Genomic DNA, 12,925 nt, shown 5'->3' on the forward strand with positions numbered 1-12,925 from the left:
CTGGAATTTGGCGCCGCCGCACGAAAGCCGTCGTCTGGCGCGCACTCGTCTCAAGCTGCTCAGCTCCACCCAGCTGCTGTGACGCGCAGTTTCATATGGCACCTCCCGGGATCAGCCGGGATTATCCGGGAAACAGCGGGAAGTGGTTGGAATACAAGGGCTTGCGCGGCCCTTGGCGCGAGTTGACGGGGCAGACGGCGCGTAGGTTCAGATGTCACCCTGCGGCGTCGGCGCGCTCGGAAAGCCTGAAAAACAAGGGAGCGGCCCGCGAACTCGGACTCAAAACCGGGCTTTGGCGCCGGGGAGTCCGAGTTTGGCTGAATCGCCGCAAAATGCTTGCTCTACAAGGGTTTGGCGGCGACCCGCCGAACCGGCTCCGAGGCGAACCCGGACCCGGAACCCGGACTCATCAGCGGAAATATTTCTCGAAAGAAAGCTACTGCTTTTGAGGTGCCATTATCGCCTGAAGAACGGCGGCGCACGCTCCCGGCGGTACTCCGAAGCGTCGGCAAACTGACGAGAGAACAGTTGCGCCCTCAGCAGGGCTAGCCTTTGCAATCGTCGAGTTCACCTCCTCGATCGTGCCCTGTCGGGGGCAATACAGCTGATCCAGCTTGCGGTGCTCTTCACCCATGTATTGGGAAGCGCCAGTTAATTTGATGCAGTTCGAACCGGAGAAGGACCAAGCCCCCTGTTGGCAGATCAACCTTCTACTGGTCACACTCCCGGGCGGCCCTCCAGTGGCAAAGCCCGCTTCAGCTTTCAGACTTGGACACTCGCATATCGTGGCGCCCTCGGTGTATTCGAGTCCGGCATTCTTGCACGGTGGGAATTGTCCCGATTGCGCATTTGCGACGGGAATCATCCAGAGCGCCAGCGCGACAGCGAGGTAGGATCGATACATCGGAATTCTCCAAACTGACTCTTCCAGGTTGTATGGCCTATCCCCTCCAACTGTCTATGTTTTCCCGCTGCCCCCCGTAATGATCAACTCCCGCGCCTGGTGCGCCTTGTTGCTGCGGGCGACCGAATAGGTCAGGCGCACAGGTCGCTGGCGGAAGCCGGCGAAGGTTTTCCGGATCTCCGGGACGTCGTTGATCGACATGATGAAGCGCCCTTTCAGGCCCCTTAAGACCTCCGCCATCTGCGCATATTCCGAGCGCTCGAACAGGCCGGCGCCGTAGTCCTTCTCGCCGCCCCAATACGGCGGGTCGAGAAAGAACAGCACGCCCGGCCGGTCGTAGCGGCTGATGAACTCCGCCCATGGTAGGCACTCGATCGTGACACCGGCAAGCCGCTCGTGCAGCTCGTCCAGCATCGGCGCGAGCTTGGCCACGTTGAAGCGAGCACCGGCCGGATCGACACCGAAATTCCGGCCCGCAACCTTGCCGCCAAAGGCGGTTCGTTGGAGGAAGAGAAAGCGAGCGGCGCGCTCCAGGTCAGTCAGCGTCGACGGATCGGTTGCTTTCAATCGCTCGAACTCGACCCGCCCCGTGATCTGCCACTTCAGCATGTCCATGAAGGGCACGTAGTGGCGCTGCAGGATGCGAAAGAACGTCGCCACGTCCCCAGATCGGTCGTTGATGATCTCGCCCTTCCTCGGCCGGCGCCGGCGTAGGAAGACGCCGCCCATGCCAACGAACGGCTCGGCATAGGTGTCGTGCGGAATCCGCTCGATGCTGGCGACGATCGTCTTCGCCAATTGCTTCTTGCCGCCGATATAGCCCGCGGTCGGCTTCACCGGCTTGTAGACAACCCTTGAACCCATCTCTTCGAATCGCTCCGGCCCGCCTACGGTCGCCGTGCTGCGCAGCAGCGGCGGGTCGGCGAGGACGGTTGCTCTCGTCGTGCGGGTCAGTCTGCCAGGATAGGCCCGCGGTTGCAGCGTTTGCGCGCTGTCGACCCCCGCCACTACCGTGGCCAGGGAAAGTTGTTTCGGTACTTGACCGCTCAGATTGGGCCGCTAGTCTCTGGCCCGCCGGGGATGGCAATCTGCGACCTAAAAGGATCGAGCGATGCCAATTCCTAGTATCCTTCAACACATCATGAAACGTGCTTCGGAGGCGCCAAGCGCGGTCTCCAAGATGATCATTGAAAGCAGTCTGCGCCGCGCCGCCAGCGAGCGTGGATTGATGTCGGAGGACTCTCCTAATCCTACTCATCCACCGCCTCGTCGAGACTAGCTGGCAACTCGCCGGGCCGGTACGCGAAGCCGGGATCGATGCCTTCGGGCACCGAGACCGTCTTTAGGCTGCCATCGGATAGCCGCACCGTCTTCTCCACCATCTTGATCGGCGGCGCCTGGTCGGAAACCTTGTAGCCGTAGCGGCGCAAGTCGTCGTCGGAGAGGCTGTCGACCCAGCAATGGCAGCCCCAGCCGTTCGGCGGGTAATGGGTCTGCCACCATGGATCGTCGACGGGCAGAATCGTGCCGTCCCAGCTCTTATGCAGCGGGCGCGGATGCTTCTGGCCTTCGAGATGGCGATAGATCAAATACGGCCGCGTGCGCTTGACGCGCTGGATCTGCTCCCAGCGGCCGGCCGCATAGGCCGTCGACATGTTGGTGTCGAAGATCACGCGGCTGCGCCAGCCGCGCGAGCCGTTGTAGCTCCAGCCGTGCTCCTCGACGATGCGGTCGAAGTCCTTGCGGAAGGATTCCAGCGTCTCGCCGTTCTCGATCGCCTTGTTGACGGCGTCGTGGAAGTCGGCGACCAGGCCGTCCGTCATCGCGCCGGCGACGGTGAAGCTCGCCGAATGCTCCTGTTGCCAGAGATCGGTCCAGGCGGCGGTCGGAATGTTCACTTTCCGCCTCAGGAAATCGATCGCCTCCATCGGCTTGACAGCGAACGGAAGCACCTCGGCATGCAGCGATGCCCAGGAGCAGCCGCAGGGGCGGCGCAGGATCGGCGTTCCGTGGCTCTTAAGCATCGGGAATGTTCGATCGGCCCATCAGGTTGGCGACGGTGCGCGAGATCCGCATCAAAGTGGCAAGGTTGCGCTCGGCTATGCCCGGATTGAACCGCTTCAGCTCGTTCTTCACTTCATCAAGGGAGCTGCATCGCGCAATGACCTCTCGAAGCTCGTGGATCAGCGCCTCGACACCTGGCCCCGCGAGCCTTTCCACCTGCTCGGTGAGATAGGCGATCGGATCGTGCGCTTCGTGCAGGCGAAACGCTGAATTGAGTGCCGGTTGCTCGGCAGGATTTCCGACCGGGTTGCCGAGTGGACTCGTCAGGCCTGGTGACGATGACGGCGCCGTCAAAAGCTGGGCATTCGGAGGCGGAATCGGAATGCCGAGCAGCCCATTGAAGAACGTTCTCTCCACCTGCAACCCCATCGGCACGAGCTTGTCGACGGAATTGACGATCAATTCGACGTTGGCCTCTTCGGCTCGGCCGATCTTGACCTTGGGATACTTCTTCTGAGGCCCGAACTGAAGCTGCACTGCGGGGCGAACCAGGTCGCGATTGAGAATGGCATCAATCGCCTTGGCGTCGGCGCGCTCGATGTCTTCCTCGACCTCGCGATGTTCCTTGCCGACGGCGTGCCCACCGGCAATCGCGTCTGTCGTCGCGGTCTGCCCGAGCACGGCCTTCGAGATCTGCTGATCGAGCCAGTTGACGCGCTTGATGTAGAGGTCGCTGCCGGTCCCGACGTTCTTGGACTCGATGAAATCGATATCCATCATCTCGGGGATGATGGCCGCGCAGTCGCCCGCGATGTTCGCGACCGCGTTGAACAGCGTGTCCTTATCGGCTTGTGAAGAGCCGGCTGGATATTTGCCGACGCGCACCGGCTGCCCGAAGGTCTGGGTGAAGATTGCCCAATCTCGCTGGGTAAATGCCTTGAACATCCACGCCCACAGCGCAATGCGAGCGATGCCGGAGCGCACCGGCAGGCCGGACTTGGCCCGGATCACCGTGTTGATGAATTTGAACGGCGGGAATGGCGCTTCGCCGAGCGATCCTGTGACATGTCCGACCCCGTCGGCGTCATAGCCGCCGATGATCAGCGGCGTGGAACCGTCGCGGCGATCGAAACGGAACCAGCGCGGATCGCGCCAGGCGAGCTGCGCAACGCTCCAGTCGCCTTCCGACGTGTCCCAGACGATCTCGACGCAGCTCCAGCCTTTGCCGATCGCATCCAGCATGTCGAACAGCTCGGCCTGGATGGTCTCGCGCTTCACGATGCCTTCAATGAAGACGGCGTGCTTCTTCGCCTCGGCCGACTCGTCGGCGGCCTCGACCGTGATGTCGAGCTGCGCCACCTGACGCTTACGCTTGCCGAGCACGCCGACATAGTGAAGATCGCGCTCCTCGATCGTCTCAGCCAGCTCGAAATAGCGCAAGGGATCGCCGTAGTCGGCCGCGCGCAGGATGTTGGCGAGCCTAACGGGGTTGAGGCCGTCGCCGGGATAGCCGGTGATCGGCGAACGGACGCCGGTGGTCGACGGCGCGGCGATCTCCTTCGTCAGGATCTCGCGTTGGATTGGCCGACCGTACTGATCGACGATCGACGACGTTGAAACCGCCATTAAATGCCTCCCCTCAGGCGTGCGCCGAGCGGCGTGCGCCACATTCCATCGCCTTCCTGGTCGCCGAAGATGCCGTTCTCTTCAGGGAGCGCCTCCGGCGACGCCGGACGGTAGGCGAACTCGATCAGGTCGGACCGCGTCTGCGCGTAGGCCAGCACCAACGCGATGGCGAGATCGCCGTGGCGCTTCTTGCCGTCCGCGCCCTTGGTGCGGACGTCGGGTACACGCGGCACTCCCTTGATCGTCTGGACGGTCGCAAGATCGTCGATGCCGTCCGCGTCCTTCGGCAGCAAGATGCTGCCCTCCTCGAACGCGCCCTTGAGCGGCGGAAAGTTCTCCAGGTACCACTCCGTCGACATCTTGACCTGCTCGATGCGGAGTGGCCCGTACTTCTGCGCGGCGACCTCGGCGAGGTAGGCGCCATTGCCGGAAGCGTCCATCTTGCCGCCGACGAAGCGCGGTAGGCCATCGCACAGATAGAACAGCACCTGCTTTTGCTGCTCGAACGGGATGTTCGACATCTCGATCCAGAACGGCACGGTCCGCCGCAGCGTCTTACCGATCTCGATCGGCAGCAGCACCGAGAGGTCGAGGTTGCGGGCGAAGTCCTGGCCGAAGGCGTGTTGGCGCTCCGGATCGAGCTTCTTCAATAGAGGTTCAAGATGCTCCTTGCACCAGGCCAGAATGTCGGCCTCGCGGTGCTCCTTCGGCAGGAAGGTGAACTCGGCCGGGCGCGACAGCCGCAGCACCGGCGCGTCCAGCACCATCCGCGCCTCGATCAGGGCGCGAGCCAAGTAGATTCCGCCACCTTCCGACGGCACGCAGAACAACTCTTCGTCGGCGTCGTCGCCATAGGACGCGACGATCTCGGCGCGCCACTTCGCTTCGGCTTCCGGCGACCACTCCTTGCCAGTCACGAGGCAAATGCGCTGGTAGAGGCCGTCCTTCAGCGCATCGTCGAAATCGTACTTTTCGACGTGGTAGGGCTTGCGGCCCGCGCGCGCGTCCTCGATCAGCTTGTTGAAGGCATTGGCGACGCCGTAATGCGTCGAGATCACCAGCACGCGGCCGCCCCACATTAGCAGCGCCAGCGCGGCCTTCATCATGGCGTCGAGATCGTCGTGGAACGCGGCCTCGTCCAGGATGACGAAGCCCTGCATGCCGCGCAGCGAGCGCGGGCGTGACGGCAGCGCGATGATCTCGAAGCCGGAGGCGAAGCGGATGCGGAAGGCCTGGATGTTGCTGTCGGGATCGCCGTCGTCGAAGACGAACTCCTGCACCTCGGAGGCCGCCTGCTCGAAGCTCTTGGCCCACATGCCGCAGACGTCAATGAACTCCCGCGCCATCTCCTTGTTGTAGCCGATGTAGAACACGTCCATGCCGCCGGCCGACTTGACGGCGGCAGCGGTCAGCGCGGCATCGGATGCGACGCCCCAGGTCGCCCCGATGCGGCGGGACTTTTCGCAGATCGTGACGGCGTGCTCCGAGGTCGAACGGAGCAGACGCTTCTGGTAGCCGAGCAGCACGCCTTCGACGCCACCGGCGTCGCGCGCGAGCTGCGCGCCGACCGCAAGGCCGGCGCGGCGCGTTTCTGCCCATTCGGCATCGGTGATGGTGCGGGCGACCGTGTTCATTCGTCGCGCGCGTTCTCGTCGAAACCTTCGTCGTCGTGCGTCGGCTCTTCCTCGCTGGTGACGGGCTGATCGTCCTCGACGGGTCCGTGATCACGATAGGGAATCGCCGGCACGAAGTAGCGCTCGGCATAGCGCATGACCGTCTTCTCGTCGGTCAACGTGTATGAGAAGATCGAGCCGACGCCGTAGAAATGGGTCGACCAGGTCACCTCACCATCGGAAAGCGAATAATGCTCTCTGCCGCCAAGCTTTGGCACGTCGATCCGTAGCATCTTTCCGCCGAACTTCTCTTCCTCGCGCGCACGCCCGACGTGGCGGCGGTGTCCTAAGATCTCGACGATGGCCCATTCCCAGCCTTCATCGATCGCCGCGGTTTCAGTGATTGGCTTGTTCACGGAATGCCTCCTGTAAGATTTCAATGAAACGATTGGTTCGGCCAACGAGGGTCGGCCGGCAACTTGGCGACTTCGGTCGGTCGATCGAGGAAGTCGGGTCCGTTCAGGATATTGCGAACCTCCCACCACGCTCTCCAACCAGCGGCGTACTCCGGCGAGGCGTCGTTGAAGAGCGGCTCGCCATCGATCGCGTCGAAGAATCCGTCGCAATAGGCCGGGTGTTCTTGAAGGATCATGCTATCGGCCTCACAACCAGGGACCGATGAAGAAGCGCGTCAGCTAACGCGTCGCCAACGAGCAGCTCGGCGATCTGCTTGCCGCGTTCCTCGCCGAGATGGAGCGAGACGCCGTAGTCCACGTAGGGGTTGGCGCGTAGCCCGTCGACGACGACCACGCCATCCCACGCCGCCAGCCGCTTGGGATTGATCCTGCGTAGTTCGCTCGCGAAGCGCTCTCGACTATGGCTGATTGCCGGCGTTTCTCGACTGTTCATCTCGCATCTCCCTCCTGACTGAAAGATGTGGTTCACAACAAAACGGATCGACGCCGCCACGCCGATCCCGGCGAAGGCGATCCAGAGCAGCAGGATCACGGCGCCGCGTGCTTTCTCGCTCATGTCTTCTTCCTCTCGATGCCGAGAATCTTGCTCTTGATCGCGTCGACCGTCTCGGCCGACAGTCCTTTCGCCTTCGCGACGGTCTCGACCGCCTCGGTCGCCTTGCTCTTCAGCTCGGTCTCGATCTTGCGGCGGCCGTCCGCGCTGATCTTCTTGGCTTCCTCGGCATGCTTCAGCGCGCGCGAGGTCATCATCAGCATTTCGGCGGTGTCACCATCTGCGCCGAGCTCGCCGGCGTTGCCGAGCATCTCAAGCACGAGGGTCTTGATGGTCTCGGCCACCATCAGCGTCAGCGAGCTGTCACCGGCCTCGTCCAGCTTCGGCGCGAGGATTGCCGCGATCTCGCGGGTCTCTTCCAGCCGCCGGCCGAGCAGCGCCACGCGCATGGCGGTCCGGTTGAAGGCGGAGCGCGAGATCACAGGCACCTCTGCGCTGACGTCGTGAGCCAATGAGGCCGCCTTCAAACGGGCGTTGAACTCGTCGAGGATCTCGAGCTGCGAGAGCTTGCGCTCCTTGAGCTGCTCGAACGCCCAGACCTTGGCTTCGTCCGCCCAGTCCGGCAGCTTGTCGATCTCCGCCAGCCGGCCGCGGCGCGCCTTTGCGTGGGGTGCCATCGGGCGCTAGCCCTCCGGCGGGCTGGAACGCTTGATGCCTTCGATCACCAGGCGTCGCTCGACGTGTTCGAGGCCCTTGGGCGTCAGAGTGACTATGACCACGGTGCCGGCGCTCACTTTCGTCACCGCGCCCATGTCAGTCAGCCAATTCAGCTCATCCCTGATCCAGTCGCGGGATTTGGCGATGGCGAACATCTCCAGCACTTCCTGAAGCATGCTGTCGCTCGACGAATAGTTCGGCTGTTTCTGCAGCTCGCGCAGGATGATCAGCCGCGCGTGCTCTCGAATGATGTCCCGGCTCATCGGTCAAACCCCGCCTGTTCCAGAATTTTCTCCTGCAGCCGGTCGGCGATCGATGCGATCGGCCGGATGCGCTCCGAGAGAACGCCGACATCGCCGCTCAACTTGCCGATCAGGTTTTCGAGCCTGTTGACGGTCGTATGGTCCGGCAGATGACGAAGATCGGACTCGATCCGCGTGGCGCGGTCTTCGAGAATGTCGAGCTTGCCAACGGCGATCGACACGGTCTCCTTGCTGGCCTTGCCTTCGAGGCCGGACTTGATGTCATCCACCTTGTCGGTGATCCGCTCCTCCAGAACGGCGAACCGCTTTTCGTTCTCCTTTGACCTGCCATTGAAGAACGAATGCAGGAACGACGCCGCGGCAATCAGGATGGCGACCCACGGCGCCCAGTCGTTGACGTTCACGCTTCACTTCCCCCTTGCGAGCCGCTCGCGCTGCCGTCTCTGGCACTCGCGCGACGCGTCGATGTTGGCGTTGGCTTCACCGAGCGCGACGGCGTATTCGCCGATCTTCTGCCACGGGTCGATTTTTTCGGTGACGACGGGATCATCGACGTTCCGATCCAGGTCTTCGCAGGCGGGCGACAAGGCCACGCTTTGCTTTGGCGGCGTGGGCGCCGGCGCGCTGCTTTCGACGTTGGAGGTCGCGCACCCACTCAACAACGCCAGGGCGAGGAGGACAAACGGCGGCATGAGGATCATTGCCAAACTTCTCCTGGTACTCTCTGAGCCGCGCCTTCGTGAGCGACGCCGCGGCTTCCGCCGCGGTCTTCAGCTCGGCGGCGTCGTCGGCAGTATGTTTCTGAGCCGAGAGCTGGAATTCGGTCCAGGCGAGATCGCCTCTGGCGCGCTCCAGCTCGTTGCGCTGATCGGCGTCCCGGTGGCCGATCAGGAAGATCAGCGCGGCGGCGCTGGCGAGGCAGACGACCCGCGCCAGCTTGATGAACGGCGCGGCGGCAGGAACGAATTTCTCGACGAACGGCACATGCGCGATGACGTAGGCGGCGATGCCGACCACGGCGATGATGATCAGCGTCAGCGGCGCCGTCGCGAGCTGCCAGAACAGCTCTGCGGAGAAGCCGTTGATGGTCTCGACGACATCGAGGACGCATTGCGCGGGTGAGAGGATGCTGCAGCTCATGCCGGCGCCCCCGCCGGCACGTCGGCGAGCACGTCGCCGTCGATCGCGCGATTGGCCTTCTTGCTCTTGAAGCTAGACCAGAACGAGTAGACGAGCGCGCCGAGCGAAGCCACGAGACATAGGATCACGATGGCGGTATAGACCTTCGTGATGATCTCCGACGTGTATGCCGCCGGCGCGATCGTGTCGCGCGCGCTTTCGAGCACGGCGACGACAGAGCCACCACCGACGCCGGCCTTGACGGCATCGTTGGCGTCGACCGCCGGCTGGGCCACGTCCGAGGCATAGGCCTTGGCGTCGCCACGCTCCTGATGCGCGGCCACCGGCTGCGGGCCGACCGATCCCATAGCCCAGGCCTGGCCGATCTGCTTGACGTTGGCGATACGCTTCGACCAGCCCCTGCCGAAGTCCTCCCAGGTGTCGAGGTGCTGAAGCATGCCGAGACGACGCGACAGCAGCTCGGCGATCAACGCATCATGGTCAGGATGGTTGTTGATGGCCGCGAGTGTGGCCTGACCCAGGTGCCCGTCGCAATCGTTCATGCGCAGCGCGCGTTGCAGCCACATGATGGCGCGCGGCGGGCCGGAGTTGACGCCAGAGTCGAACATCACGAGATCCAGACCGGCCGGAAGTTCGTCGCCCCGAACCGCGTCCCAATACTGCAAGCGGTAGATCTCGTTCCGCTCGGCGATCCACTCCGGCGTGCCGCGCATTTCGGGGACGAGCTTGTGCCGGGGCCGGCCTTTCTTGTCACGGAATCCGTCGTAGACACGCTGGATGATGCCTTCCAGCGTGACACCGCCCGGATCGCGCTTGTGGTTCGACCAACCGCCCTCGTAGACGAGGATCACCGGCATGCTCTTTGGGAAACTCTCTCTCATTCGAGCATCTTTCCGAGCTTCTCGATGATGACGTGCACGCGGCCGGCATCGATCATCCCCAACACGCGAGCGGAGCCCCGTGAGAGGTCGATGGCGACGCCGGTGGATTTGGCAGGTCCCCGGTCATTGACGCGGCAGATGACGCTCCGGCCGCGCCAGTACACGCGCACCAGCGTGTCGAAGGCAAAGGTCGGATGGGCGCAGGTCAGGTCGTCGGCGTCATAGGTCTCGCCGTTCGCGGTGTAACGGCCGCTCTCGTCGCCGTACCAGGTCGCGACGCCGGCATAGATCATCTCCGTGCGGGCAGGCGCGGCGAAAACCGACAGCACGAGGGCCACGCATGCCCTTTTCAAAGCTCGTTTGAATGATGGTTGAAGCAAGCTGGCCCCCGGCTGAGGAGGCCACAATCCCGGAATTGCCCGGAATTGACCAAACTGACAGCTGTCAGTGGATCAAAGCTTAGAAAAGCGAGCCTTGGCCGTCGTCACGGCGGCTGCGCTCACGATGCCGGTGAACCGTTCGCTGTGATACGCCGACTTCGCGCGCGATGGTCTTGGAGGACTTGTTGTCCGCCTGGGCTTGCGCGATGTCCCGGACGATGGCGCGCCGGAAGCGCGCATAGGAGCCGTGCCCTGCCTGCGGGATGTCGCAGGTATCTCCTGCGAAGCGCTCCAGCAATTTCGTCGTAGCTTCCAGGCCGATGCACTGGACGAGCCAGTGATCGGGATGGACCTTGCTTGGGAAATAGACTCGGGTGCCGCCGGCATGCGCCGCAATCTGCAACGCTTTTGCGTTGCCGACAAGCTCGGCGATCTCCGCCAGCACGCCGGGCAGCACCTCGTTCATCGCTTCGGCTTCATCCGCTTCGGCTTCATCGCCGGGGTCAGGACGGTGACGACGACGCCTTTGACGACGACATAGTGCGTGCCGTCGGCGGCGATCGTCATCTCCTTCGCGCCGAGTTGCTCGGCTGCGCCGGCGGCGCGGTTGAGCGACTCCGCAAGGTGCCGGCGCACGGCCTCGACATCGAGGCCGCCGACGCGTTCGAGAAAGCGGAGCAACGCATGGTCGCAGACGCGCAATGGCCGGGCCATGGCTCACCCCGCGCGCCAGGCCGCGCCAGGCCCAGCATTGGCAAAGAAGCCAGCGCCTTTGCGAGGCCGCACGTCGCGCTGTTGCGATCGGAACAGGTGCGACGGGCAGTAGGGAATGCCGGCGTCGTCAGTCTTCGGCGCCCCGCAGAAGAAGAACTCCGGCGTTTGCGGATCTCCGACCGGCCAATGGCAGCACGCGCTGTCGAGCTGGGCCAGCGTGCGGCGCTGCCCGACCGGGATCTGCTGATCGATGATATTAGGCGGCGGCGCATCTTTCGGAGGCAGCTTCCTGACGCTCACCACCGGACCGCGTTCAGCCGTTGCGGATCGGCTTCGCCGGCGCTCGGCTCTGGCCTGGCCGGCCGCCCGGCTCACCTTGCGATCGGCGTCCTTGAGGCCGTCGCGGTTGATCTTGCCGATCACGGCATTGCGCGTGACGCCTCCGATCAGGCAGGCGACCTGGGCCGCCGACTTGCCACTGTTGAAGAGTGCCTTGGCGACGCTGATGCGCGTCGCCGTCCAGCCGCGGCCGGCTTCGGCCTGGGCTTGCGCGAGCTGCGGGTGATGCACGGTCATGGGCGGGCGCTCCTATGCGAGCGCCCAGGGCGGCAGCGTGATCTCGATCGAGCCGGTCTCGTCGTCGACCAGCTCCGCCGCGCAGTACTCCTTCTCGCGCGGCTCGCTACCGAACCGTTCGATATGGCCGCAGAAGAACCGCGCGCCGCCCTTGCCGTTGAATTGCGCGGCAATCAGGCCCGTTGCATTGGGAGCGAGACGGATCACGCCGGCTTCCTCGTCGGTGCCGATCAGGAGATCGTACTTGTCGCCGTCACCGATAGCGGCCTGCGCCGCGAACTCCTTCGACAGATTGACGATGAAGGCGGGCCGGCCCGACTTGCTGCCGCCATGAAGCATGATCGATGCCGGCAGGCCGGCGCGGCCGGAACGGATGATGGTTTCGAGCTTCTCAAAGGCCATTTCAATCCTCCTGGTGATGCTGAGACTGAGCAATCTTGGCCAGGGCGCTGCGCAGCTTGTTGCCGAGCGCCTTCTGGACCTCGTCGTAATCGCGAGAAGACATCGTCTCGAACGGCCGATTCTGGCGGACGATCTTGCCGGCATAGAATTGCAGATCCTCCATGGGGTCGACGGCCTGGCCGATCGCCTTGACCGCGCCGACCTCGATGAGCTTCTTCCACTGTGCCTTGAGGATGGCGCGCTTGCTGGCGATGACGCGGTCGCCTTCGGTGAGGTCTTCGAGATCCTTACCGCTCGGCCACTCGACGCCGCCATCGCGCTCGAGCCACGACTTCAGCCCCTCGATCGCGCTGGAGGCAGCCTGCGCATCCTTCAGGAAGCGCACATGAGACACGCCGGTCTGCCGCTCCAGGAAGGCCAGCATGGCGCGATCGGTGCGCTCGCGGACGATGCCGAGATTGTAGCCGGCGATCCACAATGCGCGCAGCTTGCCGCCGATCGCGCTGTCGAGGCCCGCGACGGCGCCGCGGATCGCGGCCTCGCCGGCGACGCTGCGCAGATCCTCGATGACGCGGCCGGCCTCGCTGGTCGTCAGCTCCTTGGCGGAGCGCTTGCCATTGGCGCGCTGTGCGAGGAAGTCCCGATAGGTGTCGTCGTCGAACTTGGCTTTCGATTTCAGCACGTGGATGGTCGAGATCATCGACGTGGTCGCAAGATGGGCAGACAAGGGCATGGG

19 protein-coding genes are annotated in these 12,925 nt (G+C 63.8%); 1 reads left to right on the forward strand and 18 read right to left on the reverse strand.

Annotated features, from left to right (window positions below; translation table 11 throughout):
• Nucleotides 1–958: 958 nt before the first annotated feature.
• The 11 genes from JQ566_RS33120 to JQ566_RS33170 all read right to left on the reverse strand — a co-directional run bounded on the left by JQ566_RS33120 (nucleotide 959) and on the right by JQ566_RS33170 (nucleotide 8,797).
• On the reverse strand, nucleotides 959–1,768 hold the full coding sequence (locus JQ566_RS33120) for a DNA adenine methylase (RefSeq protein WP_212380347.1): 810 nt from the start codon (nucleotides 1,766–1,768) through the stop codon (nucleotides 959–961).
• A 386-nt stretch (nucleotides 1,769–2,154) separates the two neighbouring features.
• Nucleotides 2,155–2,928, reverse strand: a complete 774-nt coding sequence (locus JQ566_RS33125; protein ID WP_212380211.1) for a phage head morphogenesis protein — start codon at nucleotides 2,926–2,928, stop codon at nucleotides 2,155–2,157.
• On the reverse strand, nucleotides 2,921–4,576 hold the full coding sequence (locus JQ566_RS33130; RefSeq protein WP_349643375.1) for a DUF935 domain-containing protein: 1,656 nt from the start codon (nucleotides 4,574–4,576) through the stop codon (nucleotides 2,921–2,923). The genes JQ566_RS33125 and JQ566_RS33130 overlap by 8 nt, the downstream gene beginning before the upstream one ends.
• Entirely contained in the window at nucleotides 4,534–6,168 is a 1,635-nt protein-coding gene (locus tag JQ566_RS33135) for a terminase large subunit domain-containing protein (RefSeq protein ID WP_212380213.1), read from the reverse strand. Before JQ566_RS33135 ends, JQ566_RS33130 begins: the two co-directional genes overlap by 43 nt.
• Nucleotides 6,165–6,563 carry a hypothetical protein gene (locus JQ566_RS33140; protein ID WP_212380215.1) on the reverse strand — a complete coding sequence of 133 codons (399 nt, stop codon included), beginning with the start codon at nucleotides 6,561–6,563 and terminating at the stop codon, nucleotides 6,165–6,167. The genes JQ566_RS33135 and JQ566_RS33140 overlap by 4 nt, the downstream gene beginning before the upstream one ends.
• Nucleotides 6,564–6,583: 20 nt before the next feature.
• Nucleotides 6,584–6,799: a hypothetical protein gene (locus JQ566_RS33145; protein WP_212380217.1), complete on the reverse strand. Its 216-nt coding sequence runs from the start codon at nucleotides 6,797–6,799 to the stop codon at nucleotides 6,584–6,586.
• Complete coding sequence (locus tag JQ566_RS33150) at nucleotides 6,796–7,179, reverse strand: hypothetical protein (protein ID WP_212380219.1); 384 nt, start codon at nucleotides 7,177–7,179, stop codon at nucleotides 6,796–6,798. The genes JQ566_RS33145 and JQ566_RS33150 overlap by 4 nt, the downstream gene beginning before the upstream one ends.
• Nucleotides 7,176–7,793 (reverse strand): DUF3486 family protein, encoded by a 618-nt coding sequence (locus JQ566_RS33155; protein ID WP_212380221.1) that lies wholly within the window; start codon nucleotides 7,791–7,793, stop codon nucleotides 7,176–7,178. Before JQ566_RS33155 ends, JQ566_RS33150 begins: the two co-directional genes overlap by 4 nt.
• 6 nt (nucleotides 7,794–7,799) lie before the next feature.
• Nucleotides 7,800–8,096 (reverse strand): VpaChn25_0724 family phage protein, encoded by a 297-nt coding sequence (locus JQ566_RS33160; RefSeq protein WP_212380222.1) that lies wholly within the window; start codon nucleotides 8,094–8,096, stop codon nucleotides 7,800–7,802.
• Nucleotides 8,093–8,500, reverse strand: a complete 408-nt coding sequence (locus JQ566_RS33165) for a hypothetical protein (protein ID WP_212380224.1) — start codon at nucleotides 8,498–8,500, stop codon at nucleotides 8,093–8,095. Before JQ566_RS33165 ends, JQ566_RS33160 begins: the two co-directional genes overlap by 4 nt.
• Before the next feature lie 3 nt (nucleotides 8,501–8,503).
• Nucleotides 8,504–8,797, reverse strand: coding sequence for a hypothetical protein (locus tag JQ566_RS33170; protein ID WP_212380226.1), 294 nt, complete (start codon nucleotides 8,795–8,797; stop codon nucleotides 8,504–8,506).
• Between JQ566_RS33170 and JQ566_RS33175 the strand changes: the two genes are divergently transcribed.
• Nucleotides 8,787–9,218 carry a hypothetical protein gene (locus tag JQ566_RS33175; RefSeq protein WP_212380228.1) on the forward strand — a complete coding sequence of 144 codons (432 nt, stop codon included), beginning with the start codon at nucleotides 8,787–8,789 and terminating at the stop codon, nucleotides 9,216–9,218. The genes JQ566_RS33170 and JQ566_RS33175 overlap by 11 nt on opposite strands.
• 14 nt (nucleotides 9,219–9,232) lie before the next feature.
• On the opposite strand, the gene JQ566_RS33180 is transcribed toward JQ566_RS33175, so the two are convergent.
• The 7 genes from JQ566_RS33180 to JQ566_RS33210 all read right to left on the reverse strand — a co-directional run bounded on the left by JQ566_RS33180 (nucleotide 9,233) and on the right by JQ566_RS33210 (nucleotide 12,922).
• A complete protein-coding gene (locus JQ566_RS33180; RefSeq protein WP_212380229.1) occupies nucleotides 9,233–10,117 on the reverse strand; it encodes a glycoside hydrolase family 108 protein in 885 nt (294 codons plus the stop codon).
• Complete coding sequence (locus JQ566_RS33185) at nucleotides 10,114–10,455, reverse strand: septal ring lytic transglycosylase RlpA family protein (protein WP_349643376.1); 342 nt, start codon at nucleotides 10,453–10,455, stop codon at nucleotides 10,114–10,116. Before JQ566_RS33185 ends, JQ566_RS33180 begins: the two co-directional genes overlap by 4 nt.
• A gap of 121 nt (nucleotides 10,456–10,576) precedes the next feature.
• The gene (locus tag JQ566_RS33190) at nucleotides 10,577–10,963 is read right to left on the reverse strand and encodes a helix-turn-helix domain-containing protein (protein WP_212380231.1); all 387 of its coding nucleotides are present in this window, start codon (nucleotides 10,961–10,963) and stop codon (nucleotides 10,577–10,579) included.
• Nucleotides 10,960–11,211 (reverse strand): hypothetical protein, encoded by a 252-nt coding sequence (locus JQ566_RS33195; RefSeq protein ID WP_212380233.1) that lies wholly within the window; start codon nucleotides 11,209–11,211, stop codon nucleotides 10,960–10,962. The genes JQ566_RS33190 and JQ566_RS33195 overlap by 4 nt, the downstream gene beginning before the upstream one ends.
• Nucleotides 11,212–11,214: 3 nt before the next feature.
• Complete coding sequence (locus tag JQ566_RS33200; protein WP_212380235.1) at nucleotides 11,215–11,787, reverse strand: GcrA family cell cycle regulator; 573 nt, start codon at nucleotides 11,785–11,787, stop codon at nucleotides 11,215–11,217.
• A 12-nt stretch (nucleotides 11,788–11,799) separates the two neighbouring features.
• The gene (locus JQ566_RS33205) at nucleotides 11,800–12,189 is read right to left on the reverse strand and encodes a hypothetical protein (protein ID WP_212380237.1); all 390 of its coding nucleotides are present in this window, start codon (nucleotides 12,187–12,189) and stop codon (nucleotides 11,800–11,802) included.
• 1 nt (nucleotide 12,190) lies between these two features.
• Nucleotides 12,191–12,922 carry a regulatory protein GemA gene (locus tag JQ566_RS33210; RefSeq protein ID WP_212380239.1) on the reverse strand — a complete coding sequence of 244 codons (732 nt, stop codon included), beginning with the start codon at nucleotides 12,920–12,922 and terminating at the stop codon, nucleotides 12,191–12,193.
• Nucleotides 12,923–12,925: the final 3 nt, after the last annotated feature.

The organism is Bradyrhizobium sp. SZCCT0231 (genome assembly GCF_018130245.1).
Lineage (GTDB): Bacteria > Pseudomonadota > Alphaproteobacteria > Rhizobiales > Xanthobacteraceae > Bradyrhizobium > Bradyrhizobium japonicum_F.